Here is an 18821-nt window from a genome sequence, read left to right on the forward strand (position 1 = left end):
CGGCGCTAGTCGGACGTCGCCGACAGGCCGAAGGTGGTAGCGGCGCACACGACCAGCAGAACGATGCCTACGGCAAGGAGCCAGCCGGTTGGCGCGAGTACGGTCAGGCCCGCACCGACGAGCAGAGCGATGACTGCGACGGCGGAGAGCGTGCGGCGGTTGGGTTCGCGGGACGCCGTGGGTACGGCGGTCACCTGGCCGTCGGGGCTCTCCGCGGCGCCGAGGCGGCCGAGCAGGAACAGCCGGAACAGCAGGATCAGCGACGGGATCAGCACGATCGCGCCACCGGCGACCGCGACGAGGACGGCGATCAGCGTGGACCGGCCGGCCGCGGCCTGGGAGACCGTGAGGCCGGGCAGGAACTGTGGCCGTTGCGCCAGCGCCCAGCCGGCGATGATGGCTGCGACCGCGAGCGCCGCGGAGACGCGGGCCGGGCCGAACAGGCTGCGCCAGACCATCACCATCGTGGCCAGGCCTGCCACACCGGAGAGAACAACCATGGCCAGACCGCCGCCGTGCATCAGACCGTGGGACAACGCCGGAGCGTCGGCGTGCACGATGAACAGACCGGCGATCGCAAGCGCCCCGGCCACCACACCGGAGATCAGCGCACGGGCCCGGAAGTCTTGTTCCAGCAGGTCTTCGCCGAGCCGGTGGGCGTCGGCCGCCAGGTAAACGGCCGCGAGGTACCCACCGGTCACCACGGCCAGCACCCCGATGAAGATCGACGTGGGATTGAGCCAACTGGTCATGAGGTTCCCGGCGGCGTTGCCGACCGGGACGCGACCGCTTGCGATGGCGCCGACGACCGTCCCGAGGGCGAACGGCGTGAGGATCGACGACAACGCGAACAGGTTCTCGATCGCGCGCTGCCCCCGGCCCTGCTCGAGCTGTCCACGCAGCGCGTACGACGCGCCGCGCAGGACGATCCCGAGGGCGGCGATGAACAGCGGCACGGCGAGTGTCGAGGTGATCGATCCGAACGCCACCGGGTAGGTCGTCCAGCAGACCGCGAGGATGAAGATCAACCAAACGTGATTGGCCTCCCACACCGGGCCGATCGCATGCCTGGCGTGGTCGCGGGTCGCCTTCGAGCTGGCCCGCCCGCCACCGGACAGCAGTGTCCACAGACCCGCGCCGAAGTCCGCGCCGGCCAGCACGGTGTACGCGACGATGCCGGCCAGGATCAGGAGGATCGGGATGATGGTCATGGCAGCGCACCTGCCTCCGAATCGTCGTCGAGAGGCGCCCGGCTGAACCGGTGCAGCAACCACCCGACCGCCCCGGCCAGACCCAGGTAGACCAGGCACAGAGCGGCGTACCCGATCGGTATGCCGGACGCGCCCGTCACCGCGTCGGCGGTGCGCATGATCCCGTACACCACCCAGGGCTGTCGTCCGACCTCCGTGGTGATCCACCCCGCGATCAGCGCGACCACCGCCAGGGGACCGGCGAGTACGACGGCTCGGTAGAACCACCGCGACTCGGGCAGCCGCCGGCGGCGGAACCGGACGTACAGGAACACCAGGCCGAGCAAGGCCAGCAGCGTCCCGATCCCGACCATCGTCTGGAAGGCGAACCGGACTACGTTGATCGGCGGCTGATCCTCCACGGGGACAGTGTTGAGCCCCTGAACTGTTGCGTTCGGGTTGTGGAACGCGAGCAGCGACAGCAGCCGCGGGATCCCGAGCCCCCAGACCACCTCATGGCCGTTGTACCAGCCGAGCAGGTGCTCCGGCGCTCCGCGGGTGGTCTCGCCGAGGCCCTCCAAGGCGGCGAGCTTGATCGGCTGCTCCTCTGCGACCGTCCGCGCGGCCCAGTCGCCGATCACGATCTGCAGGGGAGCCGCCACGGAAGCCGCGGACAGTGCGACCTTCAGTGCGGTGCGGTGGTACCGGCCGCGTCGGCCGTGCAGGAAGCCCCACGCGTACGGGACAGCCACCAGGAATCCGGCCACGATGTACGCCGCGAAGTACATGTGCACGAACTCGTGCCAGAAGAACGGGTTGGCGAACAGCGCCGACCACGGGTGGGCATTGATCGCCTTGCCGTCCTGCAGGCCGAACCCGCCCGGATGGTTCATCCAGCCGTTCACCGCGATCACGAACATCGATCCGGCCACCCCGGCGATCGAGACCGGGATCCCGGCCAGAAAATGCATCCGCGGCGACAGGCGGTCCCAGCCGTAGATGTAGATGCCCACGAAGATGGCCTCGACGAAGAACGAGAAGCCCTCGAGCGTGAAGCCGAGCCCGAACACGTTGCCGAACCTCGCCATGAACTCCGGCCACAGCAGGCCGAGTTCGAAGCTGAGGATCGTCCCGGTCACCACGCCGACCGCGAACAGCGCGACCATCACCTTCGACCATCGCCGCGCCAGCGTCCGGTAGATCTGCTGACCGGTCCGCAGGTACCGCCACTCGCAGAACAGGATCAGGACCGGGAACGCGATCCCGAAGCAGACCAGCGGGATATGCACGGCCAGTGAGAGGGCCTGCATCTGTCGCGCCTCGAACAAGTACTCCTGGTAGTCCATGCTGACCCCCGTCAGTCTGGCTTCGGCAGAGCTGCGGGCAACGTCGCCCAATTGGGCACACCCAGGCCACTGGCCGGGTCGTACCCCACGGCGGCTTGGCAGCACCCGACCTTGGCCAGGTCGTTGGTGCCCTTGGTCACGTCGTAGAAGGTCGATGGTGTCGACTTGGCCTGGTAGAACCAGCCGTTCGCGAGCCCGATCGGGGGCCGGCCGGCTGTGCGTTCGTTCGCCGCGACCAGCGCGGTGGTCGCCGCGAGCAGCGGCGTCGAGCCGCTGGTGCCGCCGACGGGCTGCAGTGTCCCGCTGATCACGACCGGCCAGCCGGGCACGATGTCGGCGAGTGCGCTGACGTCAGGGACGACGCGGGTCGGTTGGCTGCTGACGCCGTTCTGGTACCACGGGCGCGCCTCCAACCGGCTGATTCCGCCGCCTCCGGCCCCGCTGACGCCGTACGGCGAGTCGTTCCAGACGGTCTCGGCGACGCGGACGTTTCCGGCGCCGAGTGCGAGCCTGGTCCCGCCGACCGCGGTGACGAACGGCGAGACCGCCGGATACGACAGCGTCGTACGGCCGAGATTGGTGCCGCAGGTGGTGGATCCGGCGTCACCGGCGGCAACGAACGTCGACACCCCGGTCATGGCGGCCACGGCGAGTACCGCGTCGATGACACCGGTGTAGGCCGGTAGTGCGTGCTGCTCGTCGAGGGCGCAGCCGCCGTACGACAAGGTGACCACGTCGGGCGGGCCGGCGGGGTCACCGATGGCCCGGCTGAAGGCGTCGAGCATGCCTGTAGGTGTCGTCTGGACCAGCCGCAGCTGCGCGGCCGGAGCGACGGCGATCGCGGTCTGCAGGTCCAGCGAGGTCTCGCCGTCGGCATTCGCGATCGTGGTCGGTACGCCGTCGCCTTGAGCCTGCTTGATCTGCGGTGGCTGGTAGCCGAAGCATTCGCCGGCGAGTTGGAGGTCGCTCGGCAACCAACCGCCACCGAGGTCGAGAACCGTGATGGTCGGTGTGCCGGACACCGAACTGCGCAGGGTGTCGATCCCGTACGCCTGACTGACCTGCTGGCCGGTGTAGACCTCCTGCTGCTGCAGTGGCGGAGCGGAGCAGCTCGCCGTCAGCGGCGTGCCGGTGTTGAGCGGCCAGGGCTGGGCCGGGGTGGACGGGGTGGCCGTCTTCGCGGCGGGCGTCGGCCGGTTTGCGCTGGGCGGGCGGTTGCCTTCGGCGGTGGCGTCGTACACCTGTGCCTGCGGGAAGATCACGGCACTGCTGGATGTCTGCAGTGCCGCGGGTAGTTGCTGCGGAAGGCTGTAAGTGGTGAACGGGCTGGATGCCGATGCCGCCTGGACCGTCAGCGGTGTGCCCAGAGCCGTTTCCCACTGGGACGTCGTACCGCTGACGCGCCCGAAGAGACGGCTCGGGTCAGCGGCGAACTGCAGCCCCAGCTTGGTGATCGAGGCGGTCACGTCCTTGATCTGGGCATCCGATGCGCCGTACTTCGCGCCGACCTCGGATTCCTTCGGGAAGTGGCGGTATTGGCCCGAACCGGGCGTCGCGACCGCTGTCGCGGCTTGCAAAAGGGCGGTCGTTGAACTGGGCAACGAGACGTAGAAGGTGACGACGCCGGCCGCGGGGGAGGGCAGCGAGACCGGGCTGGCTGCTGGGTCGGGTGTGCAGGCCGACAGCAGCATCGCGATTGCGACGAAGCCGCCGGCTCTCGATTTCATCAGCACTCCCAGTGCGTCAATCTCTTCACAGTGGCGGATCCGCGCCCACGCGGTCAACTGCTCTACCCGCCAGCAGGTATTTGTGCGGAGATGACTGGCGCGGGCGGCCGGAGGCTCCTACGCTCGATCGGGTACGGCGGCTGCGGGCGGCGTCGCCGGGCAAGGAGAGCGGCGATGTCAGCAGACGAGAAGCGCGACGCTGAGCTGCGGTTACTCGGCGCGGTGGCGGGCGTACCGGCGGTGGGATCCGGTCCGGTGCCCGACGGCAAGCACTCGCGGCGGGAGTACGACCACCCCGCGGCGGGCTGGGGTGCGGCCCGCAGCGTCGGGCGCATCATCGAACGGGCGCCGGAGCCCGTGAACGCGATGCACGCAATCCTCGTGATGAACCAGGAGAACGGCGGGTTCGACTGCCCGGGCTGCGCCTGGCCGGACGACCCGACCGGGTTACACCTCGACATCTGCGAGAACGGCGTCAAGCACGTCACCTGGGAGATGGCACCGGCCAAGGCCGACCGCGCGTTCTTCGCCGCGCACACGGTCACCGAGTTGGCCGGTTGGACCGACCACGACCTCGAGGCCGTCGGCCGGCTGGCCGAGCCGATGACCTACGACCCGGACAGCGACAAGTACCTGCCGATCACCTGGGAGGATGCGTTCGCCCTGGTCGGCGGGAGGTTGCGCCGTCTGTCGAGCCCACACGAGGCCGCCTTCTACACGTCGGGACGGCTGAGCAACGAGGCGACGTTCCTGTACCAGTTGTGGGTGCGGGAGTTCGGTACGAACAACCTGCCGGACTGCTCGAACATGTGTCACGAAGCCAGCGGGCGGGCTCTGACCGCGGCCATCGGGACGGGCAAGGGGACGACCGACCTCCACGACTGGGAGTCGGCCGACGCGATCTGGCTGATGGGCGACAATGCGGCCACGAACGCACCCCGGATGCTGACCTGGCTCGCGGAGGCCGATCGCCGGGGGGCCGCGCTCGTACACATCAACCCGATGATCGAGGCGGCCTCGCGGCGCACGATCGTGCCGCACGAGTTCGTCGACATGGCCACCTTCCACACCACCCGCACCGGGACGATGAACGTGCAGGTGCGGATCGGCGGGGACATGGCTCTGCTCCGCGGTGTCGCGAAGGCCGTCTTCGAGACGGCGGCCAAAGACCCCGGCGTACTCGACCAGTCCTTCATCGACGAGTCCACGGCCGGATTCGAGGCGTACCGCTCAGTGGTCGAGGAGACGCCGTGGGCCGACCTGGTCCGGGACTCGGGGATCGCGGAGGCCGACATCCGTCGGCTCGCCGACTCGTACCTGGCGTCGGAGCGGGTGATCATCGCGTGGTGCCTCGGGCTGACTCAGCACGAGCACGGCGTGGACACGATTCGCGAGATCGTCAACCTGCTGCTGTTGCGCGGCAACATCGGCCGGATCGGCGCCGGGCCGAGCCCGGTGCGGGGTCACAGCAACGTGCAGGGCAACCGGACCTGCGGCATCGACCACCGGCCGGAGGCGGCTTTCCTGGACCGGCTTCGCGATGCGTGCGGGTTCGAGCCGCCGCGCGAGCACGGGATGGGTACGGTCGACACGATCCATGCGATGCACCGCGGCGACGTGAAGGTCTTCGTGGCTCTGGGCGGGAACTTCGCCCTCGCGGCGCCTGACCTGCCGTACACGTTCGAGGCGCTGCGCAACTGCGAGCTCACCGTCCAGGTCAGTACGAAGCTCAACCGCAGTCACATCGTGCACGGCAAGCGTGCGCTGATCCTGCCGTGCCTCGCGCGCAGCGAGAAGGATCGGCAGGCCAGTGGCGAGCAGGGCATCAGCGTCGAGGACTCGATGGCGATGGTGCACATCTCGCGCGGCATGAACAAGCCCGCCTCGGAGCACTTGCGATCGGAGTGCGCGATCCTGGCCGGCATGGCCCGGGCGACCCTGCCCGACAGCGCGACGCCGTGGGAGCAGTACGTCGAGGACTACGACCGCATCCGGGACACGATGTCCCAGGCGCTCGCCGGCTTCGAGGACTTCAACAAACGGGTCCGGGCCCCGCACGGTTTCCGTCTCTCCCAGCCGCAGCGGGACCGCGTCTTCACGACCGCATCCGGCCGGGCCGAGTTCCTCGCCGTACCGCTGCCCGACGACGTCGATCCCGGCGAGGGCCGGCTGATGCTCACCACTGTGCGGTCGCACGACCAGTTCAACACCACGGTGTACGCGAACGACGACCGCTACCGCGGCCTGGCCGGCATCCGCACCGTCGTCTTCATGAACCCCGACGACATGAGCGACCGCGGCCTGGCCGACTTCGACCTCGTCGACATCCGCAGCTTCTCCAAAGACGGCACCACCCGATCCGTCTACGGCTACCGCGCAGTCCAACACAACCTGCCCCGCGGCAACACCGCCGGCTACATGCCCGAACTGAACCTCCTCTGCGGCATAGCCGACGTCAGCACTCAAAGCGAACAACCAATAACCAAACACCTCGTCGTCGAAGTTACCCCCAGCCAGTCCACTGAGTAGTCCAAACCCTCAAAGAAGAGCAAGAGTGGCTGGGTTAGAGGGAGTTGTAGTAGTAGAGCCAGTAGAGGGCGTTGCGGTCGTCGACGCCGGGGAAGTTGTAGGAGCCGCTGAAGTAGGTGTTCATGACGGATGCGGTCAGGTTGGTTGAACTGCTGAATTCGGCGAGGCCGAGGATGATGCCGATGGCTCTCGAGATGTTGTTGTTGCGGTGCTGGAGGGTGTCGGTGCAGGCTGCCGGACGGTTCGGCGAAGCGTTCATCCAGATGGTGGCCGGATTGTCGTAATAGCCGATGATGTCGACGGGCTGCGTGAAGTGAAAGCAGCGGCCGTCGTCCGTGCCGTACGCCTGGTAGTACAGGATTTGTGACGGTAGCCAGTCGCCACTGGACTCGCACGAGGCCGGCGTTCCGGTCGATGCGCCGTGGTTGTAGAACTTGACCGTTGACGTACCGGACTCGAAGCCCTGCTGCGCCTGCACGTAGTTCCAGTAGACCCCCAGGTTGTTCTGGAAACAGATGCTGCGGCGGTTGAACTGGCCGGGGCCGGTGTACCAGTAGCACTTGCCGTCCGGCTCCCACGTACACGACCGCGCCTCCTTCGACGGCGCGGAGGCCCTTGCCTTGGCGGCCGCGTTGAGTGGTACGACGGTGCCGTCGGGATTCACGCCCCAAGAAAGCACGACGCTCGGTCCGGGGCTCTTGGTCTGCACAGCTTGCGCCGGTGGCATCGGGACCAGCCCGACCAGGGCCAGGATGATGCCGAGCGCCACTGCAAGGAAACGCCTCATGTTGCTCCTTGATCCGAAGCGGCCGAAACACGGGCGGTACCAGGGCCGCTGCTAGAGCTTACGGATCATCGACGTGCCACGCACCTGCTAACTGCACGCCTGAGGTGGTGTGGGGTTTAGCGGTGGGCTTGTAGGAGGGTTATTGAGCGGGGGTGGATGGTTAGGTGGTCGCCTGGGGTTAGTTTGGCGGGGGTGGGGTCTTGGGGGGTGTAGGTGTTGAGGACTGGGGTCCAGGTCTCGGTGGGGTCGGTGGGGGGTATGGCGAAGTCGAGGGGTTCCCACCAGGCGTTGACCAGGAGGAGGAAGTCGTCGTCGACCAGTAACCTGCCGTCTGGGCCTTGGTCGGGGTTGTCGTTGCCGTCCAGGTAGAGGGCCAGGGCGCGGGCACCGGGGTAGTCCCAGTCTGCTTGCGTCATCTCCGTGCCGCTGGGGGTGAACCAGCGGAGTTCTTCGGCCGCGATACCGGTCAGGTAGCGCCGGCGTCGGAAGACCGGATGTGCGCGCCGCAAGGCGATCAGATCCTTGGTGAACGCCGTTAGTTCCTCGTCGGCGGTGGACCAGTCGAACCAGCTGATCTCATTGTCCTGGCAGTAGGCGTTGTTGTTCCCGCGCTGCGTGCGGCCCAGTTCGTCGCCGCCCAGCAGCATCGGTACGCCGAAGGACAGCAGCAGCGTGGTGAGCATCGCGCGACTCTGCCGGGCCCGCAGCGCCAGGATGTCCGGATCGCTCGTCGGGCCTTCGGTGCCGCAGTTCCAGGACCGGTTGTCGCTCGTACCGTCACGGTTCTCTTCACCGTTGGCCTCGTTGTGCTTGCCGTCGTACGCGACGAGGTCGGCCAGGGTGAAGCCGTCGTGGACGGTGACGAGGTTGACCGACGCGGTCGGGCGCCGACCGTCCCAGCGGTACAGGTCGGGCGATCCGCAGAACCGGGTCGCGAACTCGCCGATCAGCCCGTCCGATCCACGCCAGAAGTCGCGCATCACGTCGCGGTACCGGCCGTTCCACTCGCTCCACTGCGGCGGGAACTGGCCGAGGTCGTAGCTGTCGCCCTGGCCCACGTCCCACGGCTCGGCGATCAGCTTCGCCTGGAGACGACCGGGTCCTGCGCCACGAGATCGAAGAACGCCGCCATCCGGTCGAAGCCACCGTCCTCACGAGCCAGCGTGGGTGCCAGGTCGAACCGGAAGCCGTCGACCTGCATCTCCGTCAGCCAGTACCGCAACGAATCCATGATGAGCCGGAGGCTGAACGGGTTGTCCGCGTTGAGTGAGTTGCCGGTGCCGGTCGTGTCCATGTAATAGCGCTGGTCGCCGGGCACGAGCCGGTAGTACGCGGGGTTGTGCAACCCCCGATGGCTCAAGGTGGGGCCGAGGTGGTTGCCCTCGGCGGTGTGGTTGAACACCACGTCGAGGATGACCTCGAGTCCGGCACCGTGGAGCGTGTCGACCATGGCCTGGAACTCCGCCACCTGCCCGCCCGGCCGCTCGGCCCGCACCGCGGCGGAGTAACCGGCGTGCGGCGCCAGGAACCCGATGGTGTTGTAGCCCCAGTAGTTCGTCAAACCGTGGTCGACCAGCGTCCCCTCGGGCACATAGTGATGCACCGGAAGCAGTTCGACCGTGGTCACCCCGAGGTCGACGAGATGACCGACCGCCGCCTCGTGGGCCAGGCCGGCGTACGTGCCGCGAAGATCTTCCGGTACGGCGGGATGCGCGGCCGTGAAGCCCTTCACATGGACCTCGTACAGGACCGTGTCGGCGTACGAATGACGCGGCCGGGGCCGATCGCTCCAACTGAACGACGTGTCCGTCACCAGGCTGCGCGGTACATGTCCTGCTGAGTCCAGCTCGCTCGGGGCGTCGTCGACGGCGTACCCGAGCACCTCCGGACCGGATCGCACCTCACCGTGGATGGCCTTGGCGTACGGGTCGAGCAGTAGCTTCGCCGGGTTACAGCGCAAACCGCGCCGCGGGTCGTACGGCCCGGTGGCCCGGTACCCGTACGCCTGCCCAGGCCCGACGCCGGGCACGAGTCCGTGCCACACCTCACCGTCGCGTTCCTGCAGCGGGATCTGGGTCTCGTTGCCATCGGCATCGAACAGACACAGCAGTACGCCGTCCGCCGCCGAGGCCACCGCGAAGTTGGTGCCGTCGGGACCGGGCGTCGCGCCGAGTGGCGTCGGCCGGCCGGGCAGCGCCGTACTCATGACTTCTGCTCGCTCAGCGATCGGAGCACGTCGTCGAGGGAGGTAACGACACCGTGCCGGCGCCGGATCAGGTCAGCCACGAGTCCAGTCCAGCCGGTCTGGTGCGCCGCGCCCAGGCCGGCCGCGTTATCGCCGTGGAAATATTCGTGGAACATCAGATTGTTCCTCCAGTTCGGATCGCGCTGCAGCTTCTCGACTCCGCCGAAGCACGGTCGCCGGCCGTCGAGCCCGGCGAGGAAGATCGACACCAGTCGCGCGCGCAGGTCGTCGGCGATGGTGCCGAGGGTCTGCCGTACGCCGGAACCGGTCGGATACTCGACCGTGAGGTCGTCGCCGAAGAAGCGGTGATACCGACCCAATGCCTCGGCGGCCAGGAAGTTCAGCGGGAACCACACCGGCCCACGCCAGTTCGAGTTCCCGCCGAACATGTCGGTGGTCGACTCGGCCGGCTCGTAGTCGACAGACGCGCGGACTCCCTCGACCTCGATCGTGTACGGATGATCGCGGTGGAACGCCGACAAGGACCGCAGTCCGTTCGGCGACAGGAACTCACCAGGATCGAACAGCCGGTCGAACAGCCGCAGTACCTGCTCAACCCCCGCGGCGCCGACGAGCAGCAGCCGACGTCCGGGCTCGCCACGCAGCACTCTCGCCTTCACCAGATCCTCGAGCTCGCGAAACCCCTGCCGGTCGAGGAACTCGGCGAACTGCTTGCCCGGGGCAATGGATTGCTCGAGGTACCGCTCGTCGATCACGGCGACGGCCAGCAGCGGGATGATGCCGACCATCGAGTGCACCCGGACCGGCACGACACCGCCGGCCGGTACGGCGATCCGGTCGTAGAACAGCCCGTCCTTCTCGTCCCACATCCCCTGCGTGCTCATCGCGGCGCGGATCTCGGCGAAGTGCTCGAGGAACTTGTGCACCAGATCGTCGGCCGGCCGGTGTCCGGTCCGGTCCAGGATCGCCGCGATCGTCGACATCGCCAGCGCGTACATCGCCATCCATCCGGTGGCGTCGGACTGCTCGAGTACGCCGCCGACCGGCAGGTGTGAACGATCCAGCGGGCCGATGTTGTCCAGGCCGAGGAATCCACCCTCGAACAGGTTCGATCCGTCGGCGTCCTCGCGGTTCACCCACCAGGTGAAGTTGACCAGCAGCTTGTCGAAGACCCGGCTGAGGAAGTCGAGGTCACGGCCACCGTCGATCGCGAAGACCTCCAGCGCGGCGAACGCCTGGACCGGCGGATTGACGTCGCCGAAGTCCCATTCGTACGCCGGGAGCGCGCCGTTCGGATGCTGGAACCACTCGCGGCAGACCAGCAGCAACTGGTCCTTGGCGAAGTCAGGGTCGACATGTGCCAGGGCGATGCAGTGGAACGCGAGATCCCAGGAGGCGAACCACGGATACTCCCACTTGTCCGGCATGGACATGACGTCGAACGAGTTGAAGGTTCGCCATCGTGAGTTCCGGCCGGTCCGCCGTGACGCCGGCGGGTCCGGCTGGCCGGGATCGCCGTCGAGCCAGCGCGCCACGTCGTAGTAGTAGAGCTGCTTGCTCCACAGCATCCCGGCGAACGCCTGTCGCATCACCATCGCCTCGTCGGCTGAGGCCGCCGGGGGAGTGAGGTCGGCGTAGAACGCGTCGGCCTCGGCCCAGCGGGTCGCGACGACGTCGTCGAAATCCCGTCCCAGGGCGGCCGCCGGGTCGGAGCCCACTGGACGCAGCCGCAATCGCAGCTCAAGGGTGGCCTGAGGCGCGACCTCCGCTCGGTACCACGCAGCCGCCTTCGTACCCCGGCGGGCCGGATTGACCGTCTCGGCACCGGACACCACGTGGTCGTTGATTCCGTCTTTGGGGTACGGCGTGGTCCCGGCGACGCCGTACAGCCGTTGCGTGTTGGTCTCGTTCTCGCAGAACAACAGCGTGGGTGCGCTGCCGTCAGGATCCGGTCCGGCCAGCAGCTCCAGCTCACCGAGAGATGGGTGCGACACCCGGACGGAATTGTCCCCGGTGGCGGCGAGTTCGGGTCGGGGAGTGCCGGGGCTCCACGACCAGGTGTTGCGGAACCACGCCGTCGGCAGGACGTGGATCGTCGCCGGCTCGGGTCCGGCGTTGGTGACCTGCACGGTCATCAGCAGGTCGGTCGGGTCGGCCTTCGCGTAGTGCACTTCGACGATCCAGTACCGGTCGTCGTCGAAGACGCCGGTGTCCAGCAGTTCGTACTCGGGGTCGTGCTTTCCGCGTCGACCGTTTTCGGCGCGGAGGTCGTCGTACGGGAAGGCAGCCTGGGGATAGTGGTAGCGCCACCGGTTCCAGGCATGGTTCGGGATGGCGTCGAGGTACCACCAGTAGTCCTTGGCGTCCTCCCCGTGGTTCGCCTCCGCGCCGGTGAGACCGAACGGTCGCTCTTTCAGCATCGGATCGCGACCGTTCCACAGCGCGAGGCCGATGCACAGCCGTTGCTCGCGATCACTGAATCCAGCCAGCCCGTCCTCGCCCCACCGGTACGACCGGGAGCGGGCATCGTCATGTGGGAGGTAGCTCCACGCGCTGCCGTCCGCGCTGTAGTCCTCGCGCACCGTGCCCCACTGGCGCTCGCTCAGGTAAGGACCCCACAAGCGCCACTCGTCGGACCCGGCCATAGGTGCTCTCCCTCTCCTCCGACCATCTCCGCACGGTCGGGCGACCCCGCACGCAGCTGCGCCTACGATCGTTCCACGATGTGCCGAGCTTGTCCCGCGCCGTCGCCCAAGACGGGGGATGTGTGCGCTCAGATCAGGGGGAGGAAGAGCTCGTCGACGATCGACAGGATGCGGGCGGGTTCGACGGGCCGCGGGTTCATGAGCAGGTCGTGGCGGACGAGGTCGAACGGCATCATCAAGACGGCGGACGGGACCCGTTTCAGGTCGATTTCGCCGCGATCGTGGGCGCGTTGGTAGATGGACCGGATGCGCGGCAGCCGCTGGTCGCCGACGACCCGGTCGCGCGCTTGGGTGCGAGTGAGCCCGGTTTCGGCCAGTAACCCCGAGAAGATCGTCGCTGTGGCGATGGCGAAGAACTCGGCACGCGCCTCGCCCATGCTGGTCAGAGCGGCGAGAAGGTCGCCGCGCAGAGTGCCGGTATCCGGAACGTCGACCGGGTGCCTGGTCCGGTAGTGCTCAAGTGCCGCCAGAGCGAGCTGGTCTTTGTTCGGCCAGCGGCGGTAGAGCACGCCGACCCCGGTGTGGGCGCGGGTAGCGACGGACTCCATCGTCAGCTTGGCGAAGCCAACCTGCACCAGCTCATCCCACGCTGCCTCCAGAAGGGCGGCCTCGAGCTCCGGGCCGCGCCGGCGTGTGACTGTCACACCATCACCTTAAGGAAGGTTTGCATCTCTTACCAGACCGACCTACTCTCGTGGAAGAGATGAAAACAACTCTTAATCCGAGGAATCGATGACTGAGACGACTGTTCTGATCGTCGGTGCCGGTCCGACCGGGCTGACGCTGGCTTGTGAGCTCGCCCGCGACGGCGTCCCGTTCCGCTTGATCGACGCTGCTCCCGGGCCGCAGCCCGGCTCTCGGGGCAAGGGCATCCAGCCGCGCATTCTGGAGGTGTTCGACGATCTCGGCATCGGCGAGCGCGTCCGCTCTCACGGTCAGTTGGCGATGCCGATCCGTTCGACCGCTCCGGACGACCAGGTCACGTTGCACAGCGTCGACGCGGTCAGTCAACGCCCGGACATTCCCTATCCGGCCAGCCTGATCACACCTGAGTGGCGGACCGAGGAGGCGCTGAGGTTGCGGCTCGTGGAGCTCGGTGGCTCGGTCGACTTCGGCGTACTGCTGGAGGGTTTCGAGCAGTCGGACGAGGCGGTGACGGCGGTGGTCGTCAAGGACGGTCGGTCCGAGCGGGTCACCGCGCGCTGGCTGGTCGGGTGCGATGGCGGGCACAGCGTCGTACGCAAACAGGCGGGAATCGCGTTCGAGGGCGAGACTCGCGATGAAATGCGAATGATCGTCGCGGACGTCGCCGTCGACGGGCTCGACCGCGATGCCTGGCACATGTGGCAGCACCCCGACGGAATGGTCAACCTCTGCCCACTGCCTTCGACCGACCTCTTCCAGTACCAGGCAAGCATCGCCCCCGGTCAGGACTCCGGACTCGGCCTCGCCAACCTGCAAGCAATCCTCGAACGGCGCAGTGGTCGGACCGACCTCAAACTCCACGGACCCGAGTGGTCCTCGCTGTGGCGCGCCAACGTCCGCCTCGCCGATCGCTATCGGGCGGGTCGCGTGTTCCTCGCGGGCGACGCGGCACACATTCATTCGCCGGCGGGCGGTCAGGGGATGAACACCGGCATTCAGGACGCTCACAACCTCGCCTGGAAGCTCGCGGCCGTCGTACAGGGTGCTTCGGCGTCGCTCCTCGACACGTATGAGGCCGAGCGCCGACCGATCGCGGCCGGCGTGCTCGCGCTGTCCGAGCGCCGCCTGGCCGAGGCTGCCCGGCAGAAAGGCATCCCGACTCGTCGCGACGGGAGTACGACGCAACTCGACCTCGGCTACCGTGGCTCCGCCCTGGCGCGCGACGACCGTGACGAGACCGCCTCGCTGCGCGCAGGCGACCGCGCGCCCGATGCAACGAAGCTGAATGGCGACCGCCGCCTGTTCGACCTGATCGGCGGTGGCCGGTTCACGCTCCTCACCTTCGGTCCCACGCCCACGGTGCAGGTAGTCGGGGAAGCTGCTCCCCACGGCATTGCCGACACCGAAGGCCACCTCGCCGGCGCGTACGCCGCCACCGACCGCACTCTCGTCCTGATCCGCCCCGACGGCTACATCGCAGTGATCTCCGACCACGGCGACCTCTCCGCGGTCGCGGACTACCTCACGACGATCGGCCAGGCGTCGGCGCTATCTACGCGCCGTCAGATCGAGGATTTTGCGATCAGGTGATCGATGGCCTGGCGGGTTTTGCTGACCTGGCTGGTGTCGATCGGCAACTGCTGCTGGTGCACGAAGGCGGTCAGCGCGGCCTGAGCGGCGACGGCCTTCTTCGGCTTGGAGACGATCGAGAGCTCCAGGAAGTCGAGCCCGGCGCCGACCTGCCAGCGTTCGGCCCGTACCTCTGACGTCACGCCGTCAATGGTGAACTCCTCGAACCGCGTGGCGGTGATCGGCGGCAGTACGCTCACGGCCGCGAGGTTGACCCGGCCCACGCTGCAGGTGCCGAGGAAGTCGAGCTGCGTTTTGCTGAACAGTTCCGGCACCAGCCGCGCATCAGCCTGCGCGGCGGAAAGCCGAGAGTCCGACCACTCGACCTTCATCGACGCAGCCAGCGACCGCGACTGGCCCGCCCAGTCCGCCTCGATCTTCAGGTCCTCCGCGTCGTCCGTGTCGGCCTCGATGTTCTCGAAGTAGTGCGGATCGAGCTGGGACCAGCGACTCGGCCGGAGTTTGATCGTCGAGTCGCCGGTCGTGGCGGTCTTGCCCCGAATCCGCAGTACGACGCCGATGTCGAGCAACGCCGACGTCGCCGCGGCATCGGTGACGTCCTCGCAGAACACCACCGTGAGGGGCTCGCCGCCGCTGAGCCCGAGGCGGTCGATCGCCTCCTCGACGTGGTCGTCTGCGAGCGTGACCTTGATCTCTACCTTCTCCGGACGCATCTCGAAACACCCCCAATGAGTACGCGGGCCGGAAGATTCGCCGACGTACGTCGAATTCACCCTCCTCTCTGTCCCTATCACCGTCAAGGTCGTCCGGCGCACCGACTTCGGACATTTGTATTCACTGCTGATCTATCGCTCAAGCACATGAATTATTCGCGGTCACGCACTGCATGTAATCGCGTGGGAATTCGCTGTGACGTGGCGCCGAATTCCGGACGGAAAACGCTTTCGATTGGCCTGGACAAACAATTGAAAGAATCTCGTCCAAGGCAATTGCGCCGAGCTCTGTTGATCGCCGGGCGGCTGTGATGGAATGCGACGAGGGAGGGGGCTCGGGGTCACTTTTCTGCTCCCTGGAGCAAGCCGGGACACGCTTGCGTGCGTTCGTGCTGCCCAGAGACCGGAAGTGGTCGTCGGCGATCCACCATTCGACGGTGCCGGCGGTCGGCCGGCCCGCGGCTTTGATCGGCAGGGGGCAGCCATGGCGGTTGCAGGGAATTGGACGCTCCATTTCAGTTGGGGAGCGACGGGGAATTACGGGCAGACACTGATCACCTTCAACGGTGACGGTTCGTTCAGCGGCCCGTACTCGGGGAAGTGGCGGCAGAGCTCGGGCACAGTGATGCTCAGTTTCGACGGTGGTCCCGCGAAGTACGGCGGCACTGTCAACGGCAACATCGGGTCCGGCGCGATGAGTACCTTCGCCGGGCTGGACGGCGTCTGGTACCTGTCCAAGGAGGGGACCTCGGGTTTCCTGCCCGACGGTGCGCTGGTCGGCGAGCTCGCCACCCCGGCGGGACCGGACGGCTCCGCGGTCGACAGCGCGCTGGAAGACATGCCCGAACTCGCGACGGCCGGTGCGAGCGCCACCGCACGCAACGGCAAGCGATCGAACAACCGGGCCAAGAAGGGGGCAGACAGATGACCACTCCACGCCGGTCCTGCTCGGCCTGCACGGTGGTGCCTCCGCACATCCTGCGGAACATCGCGCTCAACGCCCCTGATGAGCAACGACAGCTGGCACTGCGGACATTGGCTACCGACACGTCGATTCGCGCGGCCCGGCTCACCGAGATGTTCCTGCGGTCCACAGCGAACGGCACTGTGTCGCAGGGCGCAGCCGCGGCCACACCACGCAAGCAGCGGATCATCTACGACACCGCGCACAGCAGCGTTCTTCCCGGCACGGTGGTCCGCAGCGAGGGTCAGCCGGCCATCGGCGACCCGGCGGCCGACGAGGCGTACGACGGGCTCGGCGCGACGTTCGACCTGTACTGGAACGTGTTCGGACGCAACTCGATCGACAACGCGGGTATGGATCTGCCCGGGACGGTGCACTACCGGCAGGGTTACGACAACGCCTTCTGGAACGGCACGCAGATGGCCTTCGGTGACGGCGACGGCCTGTACTTCAACCGTTTCACCATCGCCGTCGACATCATGGGCCACGAACTCACCCACGGCGTCACCGGCCACCAGGCGAACCTGATCTACGAGAACCAGTCGGGTGCGCTGAACGAGTCGATCTCAGACGTCTTCGGCTCGATGGTGAAGCAGTTCTTCGCATCGCCGCAGCAGACGGCGGCGGCCGCCGACTGGCTGATCGGCGCGGGTCTGTTCACGTCGGCGGTGAACGGTGTCGCCCTGAGGTCGATGAAGGCTCCGGGAACGGCGTACGACGACAAGGTGCTGGGCAAGGACCCGCAGCCGGCCGACATGGCGCACTACGTCACGACGACCAGCGACAGTGGCGGCGTGCACATCAACTCGGGCATCCCGAACCGTGCCTTCTACCTGGCCGCTGTCGCCCTCGGCGGCTACGCGTGGGAGAAGGCCGGCCGGATCTGGTACATGACGCTGTGCGATCCGCGGCTGACGCCGACGGCTCAGTTCCTGGACTTTGCCAGCCTGACGACGGACAACGCCGGGCTGCTGTACGGTCCGCTCGAACAGCAGGCCGTCGCCGACGCCTGGCGGCAGGTAGGCATTCTCGTCGGCCGCCCGGCGATCTCCGGTACGTGGATCCTGCACTACAGCTGGGGTTCGACGACCAACTACGGCCAGACGGCGATCACGTTCAACGGTGACGGTACTTTCACCGGATCCAGCGCCGGTCAGTGGCGGATGCACGACGGCACTCTGCTGCTGAGCTTCAACACCGGCCCTGCCAAGTACGCCGGAACCGTGGACGGCCATGTCGGCAACGGCGAGATGTCAACCTTCACCGGCCTGGACGGCTCCTGGTACGTGACCCGCCAAGGCATCGTCGGAGTCCTCGAAGACGTCTCCGGCGGCGCACTGTCACGCCAGCAACCACTCGACGCAGCCGGGGCCGCCCACCGGTAGAGACTCCAGAACCCGGCCATGGCGAGCGACCAAGTCGGCCGCTCGCCGTAGTCGGGCGCGTGCTAGAACCTGATTCGCTGCGGATCAGGTCTGTCGGTCTGCTGCGGGCATAACGGGTTTGAGTGCTGGACGCGGACCCGCTGATCTACTGTTCGATCATGTCCGACGACCTGGTGGTGCGTGACCTCGTCGGGCGGCTTACGGGTTGGCTGCAGAGGCTGATGCCGGCCGGTGCCCGTCGCGACGCGCTGATCGCCGTACTCGCCGAGAACTTTGCAGCGGCGGATACCCCGGTCACCGCCGCCGACTGCGTGGCGATTGAGCGGGTTGCGTGGACGGTCTCGCATCATCTCGCGCTCACCTTCGAGCCCGGCGGCACCCAACAACCGGACAGCGTGTCGCCGGGCTGGCCGGATCCGGATCCGGACGTGGTCCGGGCTCGGGCCGCCAGCATCTCGCAGGTACGGCGCCTGCCGGACAATACCTGCCTGATCAGCATCGACGACCTTGACGACCTCAGCCTCGCCCAGCCGTATCTCGACGCGGCGTTCGCCCTCGCGCAGGGCTCGGCGCGAATCCTGCTCGACCTGCGCGCCAACGGGGGCGGCGACCCGGCAACGGCGGCACACATCGCCGGCCGGCTCCTCGGCGATACGCCGACCCAGCTGTCCGAAGTCGTCTACCCGGACCGCCGGCGCCAGTGGTGGACCCCCGCCCTATCGACCGGCACAAGCCTGCGCCAACCGGTCGCCGTCCTCGTCGGCCAAGGCACGTTCTCGTCCGGCGAAGCGCTCGCCTATCACCTACAGACACGAGGCCGAGTCACAGTCGTCGGCGAGACCACACCCGGCGCCGCCGATCACATCACCCCGGTCCGCCTGGCCCCGACAGTTCTGGCCTACCTACCTGAGGCGTACGTCGTCGACACGATCACCGGCACCAACTGGGAAGGCGAGGGCGTAGTGCCCGATGTCATAAGCCCTCCGGACAGGATCATCGAGACCGCGGTGGCAGCGTTGCGCTGACGTCCGCCG

14 protein-coding genes are annotated in these 18821 nt (G+C 67.5%); 5 read left to right on the plus strand and 9 right to left on the minus strand.

From position 1 onward, the window contains the following. Positions 1-5 precede the first annotated feature (5 nt). Genes ACWF4Z_RS27810 through ACWF4Z_RS27820 form a run of 3 tightly spaced genes read right to left on the minus strand, consistent with a single transcriptional unit; the run spans position 6 to position 4263 of the window. Entirely contained in the window at positions 6-1211 is a 1206-nt protein-coding gene (locus ACWF4Z_RS27810; RefSeq protein WP_452246091.1) for a cytochrome d ubiquinol oxidase subunit II, read from the minus strand. Beyond that, positions 1208-2536 carry a cytochrome ubiquinol oxidase subunit I gene (locus ACWF4Z_RS27815; protein ID WP_452246092.1) on the minus strand — a complete coding sequence of 443 codons (1329 nt, stop codon included), beginning with the start codon at positions 2534-2536 and terminating at the stop codon, positions 1208-1210. The genes ACWF4Z_RS27810 and ACWF4Z_RS27815 overlap by 4 nt, the downstream gene beginning before the upstream one ends. Positions 2537-2547: 11 nt before the next feature. Then, positions 2548-4263: a S53 family peptidase gene (locus tag ACWF4Z_RS27820; RefSeq protein ID WP_452246093.1), complete on the minus strand. Its 1716-nt coding sequence runs from the start codon at positions 4261-4263 to the stop codon at positions 2548-2550. A 174-nt stretch (positions 4264-4437) separates the two neighbouring features. Between ACWF4Z_RS27820 and ACWF4Z_RS27825 the strand changes: the two genes are divergently transcribed. Beyond that, complete coding sequence (locus tag ACWF4Z_RS27825; RefSeq protein WP_452246094.1) at positions 4438-6792, plus strand: FdhF/YdeP family oxidoreductase; 2355 nt, start codon at positions 4438-4440, stop codon at positions 6790-6792. A gap of 34 nt (positions 6793-6826) precedes the next feature. Here the strand turns inward: ACWF4Z_RS27825 and ACWF4Z_RS27830 are convergent, their stop codons facing one another. The 5 genes from ACWF4Z_RS27830 to ACWF4Z_RS27850 form a co-directional block, all read right to left on the minus strand. Next, positions 6827-7579: a hypothetical protein gene (locus ACWF4Z_RS27830; RefSeq protein ID WP_452246095.1), complete on the minus strand. Its 753-nt coding sequence runs from the start codon at positions 7577-7579 to the stop codon at positions 6827-6829. A 116-nt stretch (positions 7580-7695) separates the two neighbouring features. After that, positions 7696-8637 carry a hypothetical protein gene (locus tag ACWF4Z_RS27835; protein WP_452246096.1) on the minus strand — a complete coding sequence of 314 codons (942 nt, stop codon included), beginning with the start codon at positions 8635-8637 and terminating at the stop codon, positions 7696-7698. A gap of 17 nt (positions 8638-8654) precedes the next feature. Further along, a complete protein-coding gene (locus ACWF4Z_RS27840; protein WP_452246097.1) occupies positions 8655-9785 on the minus strand; it encodes a glycogen debranching protein in 1131 nt (376 codons plus the stop codon). Next, a complete protein-coding gene (locus ACWF4Z_RS27845) occupies positions 9782-12430 on the minus strand; it encodes an MGH1-like glycoside hydrolase domain-containing protein (RefSeq protein ID WP_452246098.1) in 2649 nt (882 codons plus the stop codon). The genes ACWF4Z_RS27840 and ACWF4Z_RS27845 overlap by 4 nt, the downstream gene beginning before the upstream one ends. 128 nt (positions 12431-12558) lie before the next feature. Then, entirely contained in the window at positions 12559-13134 is a 576-nt protein-coding gene (locus ACWF4Z_RS27850) for a TetR/AcrR family transcriptional regulator (protein WP_452246099.1), read from the minus strand. A gap of 88 nt (positions 13135-13222) precedes the next feature. On the opposite strand from ACWF4Z_RS27850, the gene ACWF4Z_RS27855 reads away from it, so the two are divergent. Continuing rightward, positions 13223-14725 (plus strand): FAD-dependent oxidoreductase, encoded by a 1503-nt coding sequence (locus ACWF4Z_RS27855; protein WP_452246100.1) that lies wholly within the window; start codon positions 13223-13225, stop codon positions 14723-14725. Here ACWF4Z_RS27855 and ACWF4Z_RS27860 read toward each other — a convergent pair. Further along, positions 14698-15438 (minus strand): hypothetical protein, encoded by a 741-nt coding sequence (locus ACWF4Z_RS27860; protein WP_452246101.1) that lies wholly within the window; start codon positions 15436-15438, stop codon positions 14698-14700. The genes ACWF4Z_RS27855 and ACWF4Z_RS27860 overlap by 28 nt on opposite strands. Before the next feature lie 484 nt (positions 15439-15922). Between ACWF4Z_RS27860 and ACWF4Z_RS27865 the strand changes: the two genes are divergently transcribed. From ACWF4Z_RS27865 to ACWF4Z_RS27875, 3 genes are all read left to right on the plus strand, one after another. Further along, positions 15923-16366, plus strand: a complete 444-nt coding sequence (locus ACWF4Z_RS27865; protein WP_452246102.1) for a hypothetical protein — start codon at positions 15923-15925, stop codon at positions 16364-16366. Beyond that, positions 16363-17787, plus strand: a complete 1425-nt coding sequence (locus ACWF4Z_RS27870; RefSeq protein WP_452246103.1) for a M4 family metallopeptidase — start codon at positions 16363-16365, stop codon at positions 17785-17787. Before ACWF4Z_RS27865 ends, ACWF4Z_RS27870 begins: the two co-directional genes overlap by 4 nt. Positions 17788-17945: 158 nt before the next feature. Next, positions 17946-18812, plus strand: a complete 867-nt coding sequence (locus ACWF4Z_RS27875; RefSeq protein ID WP_452246104.1) for a S41 family peptidase — start codon at positions 17946-17948, stop codon at positions 18810-18812. Positions 18813-18821: the final 9 nt, after the last annotated feature.

It is taken from the genome of Kribbella sp. NPDC055071, from assembly GCF_053608045.1.

Excerpts from the sequence above, each read along its gene's own strand:
- ACWF4Z_RS27820 (WP_452246093.1), bottom strand. The coding sequence starts at position 4,263 with ATGAAATCGAGAGCCGGCGGCTTCGTCGCAATCGCGATGCTGCTGTCG.
- ACWF4Z_RS27870 (WP_452246103.1), top strand. The coding sequence starts at position 16,363 with ATGACCACTCCACGCCGGTCCTGCTCGGCCTGCACGGTGGTGCCTCCG.
- ACWF4Z_RS27840 (WP_452246097.1), bottom strand. The coding sequence starts at position 9,785 with ATGAGTACGGCGCTGCCCGGCCGGCCGACGCCACTCGGCGCGACGCCC.
- ACWF4Z_RS27810 (WP_452246091.1), bottom strand. The coding sequence starts at position 1,211 with ATGACCATCATCCCGATCCTCCTGATCCTGGCCGGCATCGTCGCGTAC.
- ACWF4Z_RS27875 (WP_452246104.1), top strand. The coding sequence starts at position 17,946 with ATGTCCGACGACCTGGTGGTGCGTGACCTCGTCGGGCGGCTTACGGGT.
- ACWF4Z_RS27855 (WP_452246100.1), top strand. The coding sequence starts at position 13,223 with ATGACTGAGACGACTGTTCTGATCGTCGGTGCCGGTCCGACCGGGCTG.
- ACWF4Z_RS27815 (WP_452246092.1), bottom strand. The coding sequence starts at position 2,536 with ATGGACTACCAGGAGTACTTGTTCGAGGCGCGACAGATGCAGGCCCTC.
- ACWF4Z_RS27845 (WP_452246098.1), bottom strand. The coding sequence starts at position 12,430 with ATGGCCGGGTCCGACGAGTGGCGCTTGTGGGGTCCTTACCTGAGCGAG.
- ACWF4Z_RS27860 (WP_452246101.1), bottom strand. The coding sequence starts at position 15,438 with ATGCGTCCGGAGAAGGTAGAGATCAAGGTCACGCTCGCAGACGACCAC.
- ACWF4Z_RS27865 (WP_452246102.1), top strand. The coding sequence starts at position 15,923 with ATGGCGGTTGCAGGGAATTGGACGCTCCATTTCAGTTGGGGAGCGACG.
- ACWF4Z_RS27830 (WP_452246095.1), bottom strand. The coding sequence starts at position 7,579 with ATGAGGCGTTTCCTTGCAGTGGCGCTCGGCATCATCCTGGCCCTGGTC.
- ACWF4Z_RS27825 (WP_452246094.1), top strand. The coding sequence starts at position 4,438 with ATGTCAGCAGACGAGAAGCGCGACGCTGAGCTGCGGTTACTCGGCGCG.